General features: G+C 45.5%; 14 protein-coding genes. 5 read left to right on the forward strand and 9 right to left on the reverse strand.

Features of this window, described 5'->3' with window-relative positions:
- Positions 1–197: 197 nt before the first annotated feature.
- Both JOC27_RS03465 and JOC27_RS03470 read right to left on the reverse strand, forming a co-directional pair.
- Complete coding sequence (locus JOC27_RS03465) at positions 198–1,253, reverse strand: glycosyltransferase family 4 protein (RefSeq protein WP_205005609.1); 1,056 nt, start codon at positions 1,251–1,253, stop codon at positions 198–200.
- 202 nt (positions 1,254–1,455) lie between these two features.
- Entirely contained in the window at positions 1,456–1,668 is a 213-nt protein-coding gene (locus tag JOC27_RS03470) for a hypothetical protein (protein ID WP_205005610.1), read from the reverse strand.
- A gap of 490 nt (positions 1,669–2,158) precedes the next feature.
- On the opposite strand from JOC27_RS03470, the gene JOC27_RS03475 reads away from it, so the two are divergent.
- The 3 genes from JOC27_RS03475 to JOC27_RS03485 all read left to right on the forward strand — a co-directional run bounded on the left by JOC27_RS03475 (position 2,159) and on the right by JOC27_RS03485 (position 5,746).
- Positions 2,159–2,893: a WecB/TagA/CpsF family glycosyltransferase gene (locus JOC27_RS03475; protein WP_338062762.1), complete on the forward strand. Its 735-nt coding sequence runs from the start codon at positions 2,159–2,161 to the stop codon at positions 2,891–2,893.
- 95 nt (positions 2,894–2,988) lie between these two features.
- Entirely contained in the window at positions 2,989–4,242 is a 1,254-nt protein-coding gene (locus JOC27_RS03480; RefSeq protein WP_205005611.1) for an aminopeptidase P family protein, read from the forward strand.
- Between the two features lie 355 nt (positions 4,243–4,597).
- The gene (locus JOC27_RS03485; protein WP_205005635.1) at positions 4,598–5,746 is read left to right on the forward strand and encodes a glycerate kinase; all 1,149 of its coding nucleotides are present in this window, start codon (positions 4,598–4,600) and stop codon (positions 5,744–5,746) included.
- 325 nt (positions 5,747–6,071) lie between these two features.
- Here JOC27_RS03485 and JOC27_RS03490 read toward each other — a convergent pair whose 3' ends face one another.
- The 3 genes from JOC27_RS03490 to JOC27_RS03500 form a co-directional block, all read right to left on the reverse strand.
- Complete coding sequence (locus JOC27_RS03490) at positions 6,072–6,854, reverse strand: hypothetical protein (RefSeq protein ID WP_205005612.1); 783 nt, start codon at positions 6,852–6,854, stop codon at positions 6,072–6,074.
- A gap of 102 nt (positions 6,855–6,956) precedes the next feature.
- On the reverse strand, positions 6,957–7,748 hold the full coding sequence (locus JOC27_RS03495) for a flagellar motor protein MotB (RefSeq protein ID WP_205005613.1): 792 nt from the start codon (positions 7,746–7,748) through the stop codon (positions 6,957–6,959).
- Positions 7,741–8,577, reverse strand: a complete 837-nt coding sequence (locus JOC27_RS03500; RefSeq protein WP_205005614.1) for a flagellar motor protein — start codon at positions 8,575–8,577, stop codon at positions 7,741–7,743. Before JOC27_RS03500 ends, JOC27_RS03495 begins: the two co-directional genes overlap by 8 nt.
- 504 nt (positions 8,578–9,081) lie before the next feature.
- Here JOC27_RS03500 and JOC27_RS03505 point away from each other — a divergent pair.
- Complete coding sequence (locus JOC27_RS03505) at positions 9,082–10,782, forward strand: HD domain-containing phosphohydrolase (RefSeq protein ID WP_205005615.1); 1,701 nt, start codon at positions 9,082–9,084, stop codon at positions 10,780–10,782.
- A 399-nt stretch (positions 10,783–11,181) separates the two neighbouring features.
- Here the strand turns inward: JOC27_RS03505 and JOC27_RS03510 are convergent, their stop codons facing one another.
- The 4 genes from JOC27_RS03510 to JOC27_RS03525 form a co-directional block, all read right to left on the reverse strand.
- Positions 11,182–12,189 (reverse strand): tagatose 1,6-diphosphate aldolase, encoded by a 1,008-nt coding sequence (locus JOC27_RS03510; RefSeq protein ID WP_205005616.1) that lies wholly within the window; start codon positions 12,187–12,189, stop codon positions 11,182–11,184.
- A gap of 251 nt (positions 12,190–12,440) precedes the next feature.
- A complete protein-coding gene (locus JOC27_RS03515) occupies positions 12,441–12,863 on the reverse strand; it encodes a hypothetical protein (protein WP_205005617.1) in 423 nt (140 codons plus the stop codon).
- A 103-nt stretch (positions 12,864–12,966) separates the two neighbouring features.
- On the reverse strand, positions 12,967–13,494 hold the full coding sequence (gene lacB, locus JOC27_RS03520) for a galactose-6-phosphate isomerase subunit LacB (RefSeq protein WP_205005618.1): 528 nt from the start codon (positions 13,492–13,494) through the stop codon (positions 12,967–12,969).
- Between the two features lie 151 nt (positions 13,495–13,645).
- Positions 13,646–14,098 (reverse strand): RpiB/LacA/LacB family sugar-phosphate isomerase, encoded by a 453-nt coding sequence (locus JOC27_RS03525; protein ID WP_205005619.1) that lies wholly within the window; start codon positions 14,096–14,098, stop codon positions 13,646–13,648.
- Between the two features lie 325 nt (positions 14,099–14,423).
- Between JOC27_RS03525 and JOC27_RS03530 the strand changes: the two genes are divergently transcribed.
- On the forward strand, positions 14,424–14,912 hold the full coding sequence (locus JOC27_RS03530) for a PTS sugar transporter subunit IIA (RefSeq protein WP_205005620.1): 489 nt from the start codon (positions 14,424–14,426) through the stop codon (positions 14,910–14,912).
- The last annotated feature ends 108 nt before the right edge of the window (positions 14,913–15,020 follow it).

The raw sequence follows: 15,020 nt of genomic DNA on the forward strand, positions 1-15,020 counted from the left end.
TCTGGCGGTTGGCCACCCACTTCCAGCGATTGGGCGCTCTCTTCTGGCAATTAAGCAGCCTCTTCTGGCGATCGAGACTGCACTTCCGACAATTGGCGTCGCTCTTCTAGTAATTGGCGCCCACTTTCAAATGGATCGAAAAACGCCGGATTCACTTTCTGAATCCGGCGTACGAACCAATCCTATCCCGTGTCTTATTATTTTACCTTGCTCATGCTAAACAGGCGCTTATAGGCATTAAGCAGTGGTCTGTAATTGATACTGATCAACCCAACGCCTTCCACAAGCAGCTCGATAATCACCATGACTGCAATAATTATTAACAGCGAGCCGAGCAAAGTCGATGTCGACAGCAGAATGGCTGCGAGTGCGAACAGAGCGCTCATGCCATAAATCAACACAACAGTCTGACTCTGCGAGAAACCATAGCGCAACAAGCAGTGATGCAGGTGCGAGCGATCCGGTGCCATCAGCGGCTGCTTATTCACCCAACGGCGGATAATCGCAAACAACGTATCAGAAATCGGCACCGCCAATATCACAATCGGAATGACAATCGAAAATAAAGTCACATTTTTGAATCCAAGCAAGGAAAGCACAGAGATGATATAGCCGAGAAAATAACTCCCTGTATCCCCCATGAAAATCTTCGCCGGATGAAAATTATACGGCAGAAAACCAAGGGTACTGCCGAGCATCACAGCGCAGACGGAGAAGACAAACATATTGCCTTCCGTCACAGCCAGACCGGCAATTGTCAAGAGCACGATGCATGAAACACCAGCCGCAAGCCCGTCCAGTCCGTCAATCAGGTTAATTGCGTTCGTAATCCCCATAATCCATAGCAGTGTCAGTGGAACACTCAGCCAATGCAGATACAGAACACCATTAAAAGGAAGATTGATAAACGAGATGCTGATGCCGCCTTCGACAATCACCAATGCGGCAAAGAAATGCGCAACCAATTTAACCTTAGCTGGTAGGGAAAAGATATCGTCAAGCACACCAGTCAAGATGACAATACCGCTGCCAACCAAAAGCGGCAGGGTATAGCTGCTGTCTGGGTGAAGAATCAGCATGCCGATAACAAATGCGAGATAAATAGCCAAGCCGCCGAGACGCGGCATAATTTTCTTGTGTACTTTGCGTGCGTTCGGCGCATCCGTTGCACCAATCCGGAGTGCCAGTTTCTTAACGAGAGGCGTCAGCCCGACCGCCGCCACAAAACAAATGACAAAAGTCAAATAAATCATCAATTAGCCCGCCTTCTTCTCCAGATTTTGCGCTCATTTGCGAAAAATGAGTCGAATCACAGACATTCTTACATTAGTAATCTCTAATGTTCGTTTACTTAAAGGAAATTATAGCACATTGTCCCGAGAACGCCACAGTTTTCTTTACGAAAATCAGCAACTCTCTTATTAATCGTTACAAATAGTTTACAATACTTTTTTTCTAGCGGACAAATATCGGTATTTTTTTGATGATCCAAACCAGACTCAGATAAACCAGGCGATGCCTGGTCTTATTTTGTAAAAAATTGCGCTCCGGCTGCTCGCTTGCCGCGGGCAGGACGGAAGCCTCCTCAGACAGGCTGGAATCTGCGGGGTCTTCCATGTCCTGCTCTTCCCGCAGGCGTCTCGCGCCTTCGCTCCATTTTTTGTGCAAAATCTTATACATTCTTATCTTTTGAGAAAAACTTGGCTTAGCCAAGTCCTTTTTTGCAAAATTACGCTCTAGCTGCTCGCTTGCCGCGGGCGATCCGTGAGCCTCCTCAGACAGGCTAGAATCTGCGGGGTCTCACTTGGCTCGCTGTTCCCGCAGGCGTCTCGCGCCTTCGCTCATTTTTTGTGCAAAATCTTATACATTCTTATCTTTTGAGAAAAACTTGGCTTAGCCAAGTCCTTTTTTGCAAAATTGCGCTCTAGCTGCTCGCTTGCCGCGGGCGATCCGTGAGCCTCCTCAGACAAGCTAGAATCTGCGGGGTCTCACTTGACTCGCTTTTCCCGCAGGCGTCTCGCGCCTTCGCTCATTTTTTGTGCAAAATCTTATACATTCTTTACTTATGAAAAAGTGTGGTGTTCCCTGCTGAGTTACCGTATAGAACGCATTCGGACATGCTATAATAGGGAAATAAAGTAGCGAAGAGAGGATTTTTGTGAACGAGAAACAATGGCTTGGAAATATCCAAGTGAATACCTACACAGCGAGTCGCCAAGTATTGGATGACTTGCAGCATAGACTCGAACTAAAGCAAAAAACAAATCTTTTTTTTCTAAATGACCATGCTTTCAATATTGCGCAGAAAGATGCTGATTACTTGTCTATTCTTAATGAAGCGGACCTGCTGCTAAATGACGGTTTGGGCGTTAAGCTTGGCGCAAAGCTTTGGGGCATCCGCCTGGAAGAGAATTTGAATGGAACGGATCTGATCCCACGCCTGCTCCAAACCTGTGCGATGAACGGGACGTCCGTTTTTCTGCTTGGAGCGACAGAGGACGCCGTTCGTACCGCTTCTGATCATTTGAAAGCTCAGTTTTCTGAATCGTTGATTGTCGGTTGTCGCAGCGGCTACTTCGAAGACGAGAGGGAAATCATTGCTGCGATTAACCAGTCTGGGGCGGATATTCTGCTCGTCGGCATGGGCATGCCGCTTCAGGAAAAATTTATCGCCAGACATGCGCAGGAATTAAAGCCAACGCTGCGGGTTGCAGTCGGCGGCTATATCGATTTCGCCTCCGGCATGAAACCGCGTGCGCCGAAGTTGATGCGACGGCTGAACCTTGAATGGCTGTTCCGCATGGCACTTGAACCGCGGCGCATGTGGCGGCGAAACGTCGTTGGCCATCTTCAATTTTTCATTAAAGTACTTTCGCTGAAAAAACAACATTAAGACAGGCGCTACAGCAGCCTGTCTTTTTTAATGTCCTTTCTCATCAGCCAACTGTGCTAGAATGATAAGGAATGTTCATAGAAAGAAGGATGGTTATGGATCAACGTTTTTTTGCTCGCAATCGCAGGAAACTCTATCAAAAAATGGAAGATCAATCGCTGATCCTGCTTTATGCCGGAGAAGCGGCACATCAATCGGCCGACGAGAGCTACCCGTTCTATCCGAATCGGAATTTCTATTATATGACCGGCATCGCTGAAGCCAAAGTAATTTTCGCCGCAGAGAAATTCAACGGTGAAATTAAGGAAACCTTGTTTATTCAGCGCGCCGATCCATGGATGGCTCGTTGGGTCGGTGAAACGATCACGCCCGATCAGGCGCAGGAAGTTTCAGGGGTACAATCGATTGAGCTGCTTGACACATTCGACAGCTATATCCGCGGCCAGTTTGATAGCCGCGTCTATAAACATCTTTATCTCGATCTTGAAGCAAAGTCATGGGAATTCACCGCGAAACCGGCGAATAAATTTGCGGCCGAAGCCGCTGTTGTCTATCCCTACTTAACCATTCATAATCTCTATCCAGTGATTAGCAATATTCGCGTAATCAAGGAACCGGAAGAAATCGAAATCATACGCGAGGCAGGAAAAATCACGGCGGACGGCATTAAAAATGTGCTGCGCCATGCCAAACCGGGAATGCGGGAATACGAACTCGAAGCTTATTTTAATTTTACATTGAAAAGCCAAGGTGTCACAGAGTTTGCTTTTCCAACGATACTTGCCAGCGGCTTCAACGGCACCGTGCTTCACTATTCCGCGAATACCGGAACGGCGCATGACGGCGATCTGGTCCTTCTTGACCTCGGGGCACAGCACCAATTCTATAACGGTGATATCAGCTACACGTTCCCGGTGAATGGCCAGTTCACTGCGCGTCAGAAAACGATTTACGATATTGTCCTGCGCTGCAACCAGGCAGTGACGAATAAGATCAAGCCTGGGGTCGCTTTTAAAGAATTGAATGCGTTCACCATTCAATTTTACACGGAGGAATTGCTAAAAATCGGTCTGATTGAAAAGCCGGAGGAAATCCGCAAGTACTATTTCCACGGCGTCAGCCATTCGCTCGGTCTCGATACACACGATGTTGGCAATTATCGGGACATCGCCCTCACTCCGGGTGAAGTGATCACGAATGAACCCGGACTCTACATTCCCGAGGAGGGTATCGGCATTCGCATCGAGGACGATATTCTCGTGACCGATAGCGGCCACGACGTGCTGACAACCGGCCTGCCGCGGACGACGGACGAAATCGAAGCCTATATGGCGGAACATCACGCCTGATTCGCCACCAAATAGCGGACTCATCGCAATGACGATGAGCCGCTTTTTTAATAAATAGCTATGTTTCAATTTAATGTTGTTTTCTGATCAAAAGGCAATGTGCGAGATGCCTGCGGGAAAAACGAGCCAAGTGAGGCCCTGCAGATTCCAGTTTGTTTGAGGAGACACGCGGCGCCCGCGGCAAGCGAGTAGCCGAAGCGCAATTTTTGCAAAAAGGACTTGGCGTACCCAAGTTTATCTTATATCTCAAGCACTGTCGACCAATGCTGTGCGTATTCATTATCGGTCAATTTCTGATAGTATTACAAATAGAGGAAAAACATGGAGGTGTTTTCACGTGACTGAAGAGAGAAAGATGAAAATCGTCATTGCACCGGATTCGTTTAAGGAATCATTGACAGCAAGAGAAGCTGCGGAAGCAATACACCGCGGTTGGTCCCGCGTTTTTCCGGAAGCGGAGTACGCGCTGATTCCGATGGCGGACGGTGGTGAAGGCACCGTGCAATCGCTAATTGATGCAACAGGTGGCAGGAAAATCGAAAAAAGAGTCACTGGCCCGCTCGGCAATCTGGTGCCGGGTTTTTTCGGCATGCTCGGTGATGGAAAAACAGCCGTCATCGAAATGGCAGCCGCTGCCGGCCTCGAATATTTGGCGGAAGATGAACGCAATCCGCTGATCACGACAACCTTTGGTGTTGGCGAATTGATTCGCGCCGCTCTCAATCAAGGTGCCCGTCACATTATTCTCGGTTTGGGCGGCAGCGCGACCAATGACGCCGGTGCCGGCATGGCTGAAGCACTCGGGTTCCGCTTCCTTGACGACCAGGGCAGGACGCTTCCGCGCGGCGGTGCCGCCTTGGCTGATCTTGCCGCGATTGATTGTACCGATGCGGATCCACGCCTCGCTGAAACACGCTTCGACCTCGCTTCTGATGTGACCAATCCGCTGACCGGGCCGAACGGTGCTTCTGCGGTTTTTGGTCCGCAAAAGGGTGCAGCGCCTGAACAAGTCGCCAGCCTCGATCAAGCGCTGGCGCAGTTTGCATCTGTCGTTTATCGCGACCTAGGGATAAATGTGGTAAAAATACCTGGGGCGGGAGCCGCTGGCGGTCTCGGTGCTGGGGCGATCTGTTTTTTAAATGGAAAAATTCGCCCCGGCGTCGATTTGGTGATCGGCGAAACAGCCCTTGAGGAAAAAATGCGTGACGCAGCGCTCGTAATCACCGGTGAGGGAAAAATTGATGGGCAGACGATCTATGGAAAAACACCGATCGGCGTTGCCCGCTGCGCGAAAAAATTCGACATTCCGGTTATCGCTCTTGCCGGTTACACAGCAGAAGATGCTGATCGCGTACTCACACACGGTATTGACGCCGTTTTTTCAGTCGTTCCCGGCGCAATCCCACGCCAAAAAGCTCTAAATGACGCTGCCACAAATATCGAGCGTACAGCTGAGAATCTTGCGCGTCTGTGGCGAATCGCCGGAACCCCGCAACTGCCATAAGCGCCCACTTTAGTTTGATTGTTTCGTTTCCTACAATTTTAATACATGCTGATTTTCAGAAAAATGAGCTATAGCTGGTCCTTGACTGGCAAACAGCATGCGGCTTTAAGCATTAAAGGCGTGGGTGCTCGCTTCTAGCGATTTGCAACGCACTTCTGTCGAACGACGCCACGCACCTTAATAGACAAACGTCTCCCCTGTCCATGCGGCGCAAAAGCATACTTAAAAAAAGCGACTGTGATCCGGTACTGATGCGTACCGAATCACAGTCGCTTTGATTGATAAATTACGTGGTCTTTCTTACCTTGCTAAAAAGCATCACTATTTATTGCGTTTTTTTCAAGCCCCATTGTTTTGCAAAGGCCTGAATCCAGACATTCTGACCCTTGCTGCTCAACGTCCGTCCATCTGATCCGAGCAGTTTTTTCAAAGAAGTTCCCTTTGGCAGTTTGCTAAATGGATTGATTGTAGCAATTTTCTGCTTTTGAAGCGTACCCTCAATCGAACGAATCCGATCGCTCATATAAGTGAATTGTGAGGATGGATTCGGCATAACCGCATAAAAGGCAGCATTGGGATAACTCGTCTTTACCTTTTTTTGAAAATAGCCGGTTACAGTCGCCGTATCATTTGTACCCACCTGATGGTCATCATTGTAGATAAGCGGCGTGTAGAGAACGGCATCCGGTTTACCACTGATCGCTTTAAAGAGCTTGTCTGTTTTTACCTGATTGAACTGCAAAGAATTAACCGTGCCAAGGTCAATCGGTGTCACAACAAAGAAAGAGGAACCGAATGTATTGTCTAGGCTCGTTTGCAAAAGCGCAGCATCCGTCTGCGCCGAATGATCGCCGACCCAAGCGATTCGCACTTGTCCGCTCGTTTTGTACGCCTTGAGCGCCGCCTTTTGCAACGTTTTCGGCAATTTTTTGATTTGTTTCACGATCGGGAGATTCGATGAGTCATTTAGCTGCAAGCCAGCTGTTAAATGAGAAGCCGTCTGACTTGTCTGGGTCATTTGCTGAATCCGGTGATTCCAATAAATTTTCCCGCCAATAATCGATACCACGCACAAAATGATCGCGAGAACCAGTACAAATTTTTTCAAGCAGCATCATCCTTATGTCAAAGAAAAAATAGATTTTCTTATTTTCTTATAGAAAATAATAGCACAATAGAATGACAAAAAGTTGGAAAAATATGCAAAAATTTAATCGGCTACATTATCTTCGTTCTGACGAATCACGACGATATCGACGCGGCGATTGATTGCCTTGTGCGCCGGTGTGTCATTTTTTACGACTGGATGATACTGCCCATAGCCAACAAAGTGAAAACGGCTGGGCTTCAGATTGTCGTTTTGAATCAGATAATTCATCACGGTTTGTGCGCGCGCGCCAGATAGTTCCCAATTGGAGTGAAAAGGCGAGTTGCTTCCGCGGAATGGGGTATTGTCGGTATACCCTTCAATGCTGACCTCATTCGGTACATCATTAAGAATGCCGCCGATATTCTGCAGCACCGGTTCCGCATTCGTTTTTAAATTGGCTTGACCTAAATCAAAAAGGATTTTTTCCCGAAAAGTTAGTTGTACACCTTTAGGCGTTTCCTTCAGAGAAACTTGCGGGCTTAAATGATTACTTTTTATGTATTGATTAAGGCGGACATAGAGGCTATCGAGCTTCTTCTTATCCCGCTGTGCTTTATTCTTATCTTTCTGAGTTTGTGTATCCTGCTTAACAAGCGGTACCGATGGAAGCGCCTGCCCCTTATCGGCCGTCGGATAACCGAGCCCTTGCAATATCGAATTCCCTTGGAAGGTCGTTTTGAGCGACGTAACAAGCGCGTTGAATTTTTGATTTTCAATCGAACTCATTGAGAACATGACAATGAAGAAAACGAGCAGCAGCGTAATCAGATCCGAATACGTAATCATCCAGCGATCCGAATTGTCGTGATTCTCAACGCGTTTTATTGAGCGGCGTTTGCGACGGTTAGCCATTCATCCCCGCTCCTTCGAATTCTCTTCCTGAGTTGCTTGAACCCCTCTCATGATCGAGGCGATACTCTGCCTGTTCTCGCTCTTCTTCGCTTAGGAACGCGAAAAGTTTCTTACGCAGAATCATCGTATTCTCGCCATATTGAATCGAGAGAATACCTTCCGCTTTAATTTGACGAATCAGAATATCCTGGTTCAGATTAGCTTTCACTTTATTAAAAATCGGTAGGTAAACCAAGTTTGCCAGACTGACGCCATAGAGTGTAGCAATGAAGGCAACTGCAATTGCTGGTCCAAGGTCATTCGGCGTGCTCAAATTGCCAAGCACATGCACCAGTCCCATGACCGTACCGATAATCCCCATCGTCGGTGAAAAACCGCCGGCGGCTTCAAGCATCCGGCCAATGCCAAGGATTTTCTGTTCATATAATTCAATATCACGATTGAGAATATCGTCAATAACATCGGAGTCGACGCCATCGACAACGAGTTGCATGCCATTTGCCATAAACGAATCATCTTGAAACTTTTCTTGCTCTGTCTCTAACGCGAGCAACCCTTCACGCCGGGAAACATTGGCTAGATCAACCAAACGCCCAATCGTCTCAGCGACATCGATTTTCGGTTTAAGAAAAGCATATCTTAAAATAAACGGAATTTTTTTCAGTGTTGATCCAGGAAAACTGATAATTACGGCGCCAAACGTCCCGCCAACTACAATCAAAAGAGCTGTAACTTTAAATAAAGCGCCTAAAGTACCGCCTTCCATAATAAAACCAATAATTAAAGACAGAAAGCCTAAAAGCAAGCCGATCACAGTGGACAGATCCATAGCAGTCAATCCCTTCACTCAGAAACTCTACAAGTCTTTTATCGGAAGGACTTAACCATTTTTCAAGACTATCTGTCAATTACCACAGACATCTCGATCCGATCCATTCTATTTGTCCATTATAACATGACCTTTTCCCTAGCAAAATTTTTTTCGCTGATGAATATTTGTGGTGAAATGCATGAAGAAAAACTTGATAAAACTGAAGCCTATTTCAAAAATAACGCTCCGGCCGCTCGCTTGCCGCGGGCGCCTTTTTTATACTAAAAGCCTCGTCAAAATTCCTATATGTTCTTTATATCAAAAAAAATAAATTTTACCAGTTTAATTGGTTCTATCTTTTGTTTTCTTTCAGCAGTTGCTACAATGGTGAAAGAGTCTTATTCGATTGGATGCATTTTTTCTTGCTCCATCATACGATTATCATCTGTCGCCACTCATTTTTGTGAAGCATCGGCGGCATTACATATTTCTTCAATGTCCATCTAGGAGTGAGCCAACATCATGACGATGTCCGTGAAAGTCAAACAGCTTGCCGAGGGATACCTGCTTGGTCAGGATGTCTACATCAATTCCAAAATTCGCTATCACTCCGGTACGTATATCACCCGCCAAATGGCTGAAGATATTGCCAGTCAGGGCATCTGTAACATTAAAGTACTCTCCGATAAAATTCCTTCTTTTAATTTTTCAGATAAGCACAAAATTTCCAAACACGACGTACATCTCTTGACGGAACGTTTTCAGAACGATATTGCGCCGCTTGCAGATGAACTACGCTACGGTCACATTCTTCACTCCGAAACGTCCTATAAATGGCTTCATCAGCTTTACCTGCAGTTATTCTCGAATCCGACCATCCGGCTTTTGATGGACAGTCTGAAGCAGTGGGATCCGATTTGTTACACACATTCGATCGATGTTTTTATTTTGTGCAGCCTGTTCGTTTACCAACTCGATGAAGAGCTGCCCAAGGATTTTGTTATCGGTGCCTTGCTGCACGATATCGGAAAATTATTTACCCCACGCGCTATTTTATTGAAAACCGGAAAATTAACGGAACGCGAATACCAGCAAATTACGCAGCATGCTGCCGATGGTGCCGCTCTTTTAAAACAATTCAAATTCAGCGAAGAAACATGTCGGATCGCCCTTTCACACCATGAACGGATGAATGGCCAAGGTTATCCGAATCAACAAATTATAGAAAAAAACGATTGCGCACTGAAATTGATCATGATCGCAGATGTCTATTCCGCGCTGACCTTGAACCGTTCGTACCGCAAGCCGATGCATGCAACAAAAGCCCTCGAAATTATCCTGCGAGACGCGGTTTCTCGTCAACTCTTTGATCTAGCAACCTGCTACCAATTTATCCAGTTTATTCGAATCTATCCGCCAGCAAGCAAGGTCATTCTTTCGAATGGTCAAAAAGGGTCGATAATCGAAAACCCTAAAGGATCGGACATTTTGCCGCGAATTAAACTAGAGGATAGTCAAACGATCGTTCAGTTGCCGAAGGATTTATCAATTACGATTGAAAAAGTCACTGGCTGGGCCATCAATCAGTTACATCTACAAGCCAAGCAGCTTTGGACAGAATATATTCAATGCCTGATTGACGGCAACTCGTTGAACGCGCTCCAATGTTTGGAGAAACTGTCCGATAGTAAACGCGTTGAAAATGTTTTTATTGATATTTTTGCCCGTGCCTTATCAGAGATCGAGGCGGGAAAAGCGCAAAAACGCTGGACTACCGCCGATGAATTAATCGCTCGGGAAACAACCGTGACATTGCTCGATTGGCGAATGCTGCGTTTTGCCACTGAATTGAAGGTGCATATGGGGCGCATCATAATCGCCAATCTTTCCCGTCCGAAAGATCTTGTTATCTATAAGATGATCAATAGTCTGCTGACGATTAACGGTTGGAAATCTTACTTTCTTGCCGAACAAGTGGCTGAGAAAGAACTCTTAGACATGATCGCTCAGAAAGATTGCGCTTATCTTTGTCTGTCATTAACAGAGCGCGAGCAGCTTCCGATCATCGAGCATCTGCTTCATTCGCTGACCGTTCGCTATCCCAATTTGACTGTGTTTATTCACGGGGCCTATGCCGATCTCCTTCATCCGGACCCTGATCTCGATGTACACATGAGCGCGACAATCGATCAATTTGTTGCGCATATGTCCAGTTGCTTCTGATCTTTAAAATTAAAGAAGGGTGCACCGTACTTCATAACCGCACGGCGCATCTTTTTATATCTATATTTTGGGTTTTGGTCACGGGTCAGGCCTCAGAAAAATTGAGCAGCATTGCGCTTAGTACTATCCACAGCAAATGTGCCGCGGTCGCTCTCTTTTCCCGCAGGCCCCCCCTTTGCTTGGCACATAACTTAAAAAGAGCAGGTTAACTAACGAAAGCGCTCCTTAACTAACGAAAGCGGCGCGGCGCTTAACTAACGAATCGAGCTTCTAATTAGCGAACCGCGCTTGTAAATAAGAGGTATCCCACTTATTCACACTGGGATACCTCTTATTTTTTTACCATACAAAAAAAAACTTCCAAGCCATTACAGCCCGGAAGTTTTTTATTGGATAGAATTAGTCGACAACTTCGATTTTGTCTTTGCCGCCGAATTTTTCATACCAAGGCGTTGCATTTTCAGCAAGAATTGCGTTAAGTTCTTCAACGTTTTTCTTACCTTCTGTGCGCAGCCATTCAACAGCGCCAGCTTCTCCGCCCTTGCCGTAAGCTTCAACGCCGTCACGCCATGTTGCGCGGCCGCAAAGAACGCCATTGTATTTCGCGCCTGCGTCGTGAGCGAACACGAGCGTTTTCTGGAACAATTCTGTCGATACACCAGCACTCAGCCAGATGTAAGGAATCGTTGTGATTTTGTCGATTTCAAGGAAGTAATTCTTTGCTTCTTCAGCTGTGTAAACCGGAGCATTTTCGCCAACGCCTTCAACACGGCTCATGTCAACTGGAACTTCCAATTTCAGCACGTCGATGCCGTAACGTTCCTGAGTGAAGATTTTAACAGAATCAAGAACCTTCTGCGGTTTAACTTTTGCATATTCTTCTTTATCCGTAATCTTTTCATCATAAGTAACGATTTCGAAGAAGAGCGGAATATCTTCAGCTTTACATTCAGAACCAATGCGTTCAACAAATGCTTTCTTTACATCGTTGATTTCATCAGGTTCATCTGGATCGAAGTAAACGAGCAGTTTAACAGCCGTACCGCCGTTTTCTTTGATGCGTTTTACAGACCAGTTTGGGAGAAGGTCAGGAATACGACCAGGTTCCGTTGCGTCATAACCGGTTTTTTCATAAGAGGTTAACAGACCGCAGCTTGCAGCGCGTGCCTTACCAGCAGGGATACCATATTCAGGGTCAAGCAAAATAGCACTTGCATATGGTGTCAGTTCTTTCGAAACGAGCGTTTTGAAATCCGACAATTCTTCAACAGAAGCATCGGAACCCTTAGCTGCGCCGATCATTCTCTTCAAAGAACCACGTTGGTCAATTGCCAAAGCAGCAATGACGCCATTTTCGTCAGACAGTTGTTCAAGAAATTCGAACTTGCCTTTAGAGATTTTAACCATTATCTATTCCTCCACAGCGTTATTTGGACAAAAATTATTGTCCCACATTATGCCACCGATTAACCATTCTCCCGCAAACGCGCAGAATGTTGATCGTTTTTCTCTCACAGTCACCATTTTACGTCAAATTCAGTCATAGTGTCAATTTGTCACTTTGAGCAAAGTGTGACACTTTGCTTCGCTACGGCTTGATACGTCTGAAAACGCCGCTTGCGGAAAAGCGGCGTCGGTTTAATAGCTCGGATAGTGATTTAATTTGTCATTTTCCGTTCATTCTTCACTTTTCTTTTCTCGCCAGACGCGCTTGGCGCTGAAAGATATAGATGAATGAAGGAAGCAGGCACTGCCATAAAGAAACCAACAAGGGACACGATCAGCTGAATAGTGAACACCAGCGGAATGAGTAAACCAGCGTCTAAAAGAAGGAGGCCACTCAGAACAATTGCTTCAGTCAAAACCTGCGTTCTCGATGAGAGATAGTTTCCTTCTTTGCGCCTTTCGCTGTGCCCAAGAAGTACAACGGAAGGAGCGACGACACCGAGCATCAGGTAGCACCAGCCAAATAGAGAATAGATTGTGGCAGCTTTCAGAAATTCCTGCACACCCCAAACGATAAAGACCAGACTGACACCTAGAAAAATTATTTTCAAACCGTTGGATAAGACTTTCGGCATGATCCTGCCTCCTTTTTTCCACTCAATCCTACCTTTGCTTCTCGTACTCGTCTCGAAAAAGCAAAAGCGATCAACCCTTAAATTTCAAGACTTTTACCGACGATCAGTCGTGGTAATAGCCCTCTTCCCATTTCTTTTCAAATTCATCAAAGAAATGTTCGTTTCCCGTCTGCTCTGGTTTCGGTCCTTCAAGCGCATTAATTTTCTTAATTAACGCTTCGTGTTCCGGTGTTTCTTCGTAATCCGTTGTGATAAATTTATCGACAATTGCTTTAATCAAATCAACGCCAGTGATATGTCCGCCGACTGCGACGACATTCGCATTAAGCGTTTTTCGCGCATATTCAGCTTCCGAAACATCGCGCACGAGAGCCACTCGCGCATTAGGTACCTTAGCGGCTGATGAACTAATGCCGACACCCGTACCACAAAGGACAACACCAAATGCTGCTTCGCCGCTGACTACCTTTTCAGCCGTTTTTTTGCCATAAATCGGATAGTGGGTACGAAGTTTATCATACGTTCCATTATCAATAACTTCGTAGCCTTCCTCTTTCAAATGTTCGCTGACTCGCTCTTTGATGTCGGTTACGATGTGATCGCATCCGATTGAAATGACTGTTTTTGTCATCATTCTTCCTCCTTATATATATATCATAATGACGCATCGTCTCGAAAACAGCTGGATTGTAGCAATCTGCTTCAGCTGCTCGCTTGCAGCTAACGTCAGAGTGTTCCACCACAATTTCACACACAAAGTGATTTGTGCCTTTTTGTCAAAATCAGGCCATTTTATTGACCATATCAATTCGCACCATGTGACGTCCGCCGTCAAACGGGGCTTCAAGGTATGCTTTCGCACAGCTCTTCAACAACTCAGAACCAACAACCGCCGTGCCCAGTGTGATCATCAATGCCCCATTGTGTCTGCGTGTCATACGAGCTGAATGCTCATCCGAAACATTGGCACAGATGACATGCTTCAGTTTGTTCGCAGCCATGAATGCGTCCGTTCCCCACTTATCAATGACAATGCCACGTGGTGCCGTTTCGCTTTTGTCTTCCCCATTGTTCGTTTCCTTCAATGTTTGTTTTGCAACGGCAACCGCTACGTCTACAAAATCCTGCCCCTCTTTGGAAAGATCGAGAATTTCATAACCTTCTTCCTTTAATTCCAAAACCAATTCATCTTTTGCCTTTGCCCCATCTTTATCAGCACCAATAATGACTTTCACAGTTCTCCCTCCTCAAATTAAACAAAGAAACAATGTTATCAAATGTTTGTTTTTGTTTACAAGAACAATTTATCACCGTTTATTTTAAATGTCAACGCTTTCAGCTAAAACAATTATTCATGTTTTTTCTTTAAAATTTTAATTTCGTTCCCCGAGATATAAGTAGACGATATTTTCTATCTTATTAAATAAACGTTAATATAATCACGTTTTTCAAAGAGATAGTGTACAAAATTATCTATTGACAACGTTTTCAAAAAGGCTTACATTAAACGTGTGAACAGAGAACAACTTTGAACATATTAGAACGATAGGAGGGAAAACCATGGGACTTCCACTAGATATTCAGGAGAACGATATCCTTTCCATTTCGGCCGCAAACCAAAAGCAACTCTTTGAGCGGCTCGGTGAGATTTTAGAGCAGCGCGGTGAAGTCACCGATGCCTTTTCAGAAGCCATTTTTGGCCGCGAACAGCAATTTCCAACTGCGCTTGATATGCAGCCACTCTTTGCTGGCGGCCCGAATATTGCGATTCCACATACGGAACCTGCATTTTGTAAAACAAAGAAAGTTGTCGTTGTCCGACTCGAACAGCCCGTCGATTTTCGCAACATGATCAATCCTAAAGAAATCATTTCTGTACAATTTCTGTTTGCTATCCTTAACGATAATCCTTCGGCACAAACAAACATTCTTGCCAATTTAATGGATTTGTTCAAAAGTGAACATTTTCTTGAAAGACTTGGCCAGACAACAAGTGCTCACGATGTATGCCAGGTTCTTCAGCAATATGCCAATTTTGAATGCGCTTAACTTATAAAATTTAAGTCTTGTGGTATTAAGTCAAGGCCTAAATAAGATTTAATTCTTTGTTTCTCAGATACCTTTGAAAAATAAGACAACACTAACCTAAGCCTTCAA

This window comes from Sporolactobacillus spathodeae (genome assembly GCF_016908935.1).
Classification (GTDB): domain Bacteria; phylum Bacillota; class Bacilli; order Bacillales; family Sporolactobacillaceae; genus Sporolactobacillus; species Sporolactobacillus spathodeae.

Coding starts and splice junctions, on each gene's coding strand:
- JOC27_RS03480 (WP_205005611.1), top strand. CDS start 2,989: ATGGATCAACGTTTTTTTGCTCGCAATCGCAGGAAACTCTATCAAAAA.
- JOC27_RS03530 (WP_205005620.1), top strand. CDS start 14,424: ATGGGACTTCCACTAGATATTCAGGAGAACGATATCCTTTCCATTTCG.
- JOC27_RS03510 (WP_205005616.1), bottom strand. CDS start 12,189: ATGGTTAAAATCTCTAAAGGCAAGTTCGAATTTCTTGAACAACTGTCT.
- lacB (WP_205005618.1), bottom strand. CDS start 13,494: ATGACAAAAACAGTCATTTCAATCGGATGCGATCACATCGTAACCGAC.
- JOC27_RS03505 (WP_205005615.1), top strand. CDS start 9,082: ATGACGATGTCCGTGAAAGTCAAACAGCTTGCCGAGGGATACCTGCTT.
- JOC27_RS03500 (WP_205005614.1), bottom strand. CDS start 8,577: ATGGATCTGTCCACTGTGATCGGCTTGCTTTTAGGCTTTCTGTCTTTA.
- JOC27_RS03495 (WP_205005613.1), bottom strand. CDS start 7,748: ATGGCTAACCGTCGCAAACGCCGCTCAATAAAACGCGTTGAGAATCAC.
- JOC27_RS03485 (WP_205005635.1), top strand. CDS start 4,598: ATGAAAATCGTCATTGCACCGGATTCGTTTAAGGAATCATTGACAGCA.
- JOC27_RS03465 (WP_205005609.1), bottom strand. CDS start 1,253: ATGATTTATTTGACTTTTGTCATTTGTTTTGTGGCGGCGGTCGGGCTG.
- JOC27_RS03515 (WP_205005617.1), bottom strand. CDS start 12,863: ATGCCGAAAGTCTTATCCAACGGTTTGAAAATAATTTTTCTAGGTGTC.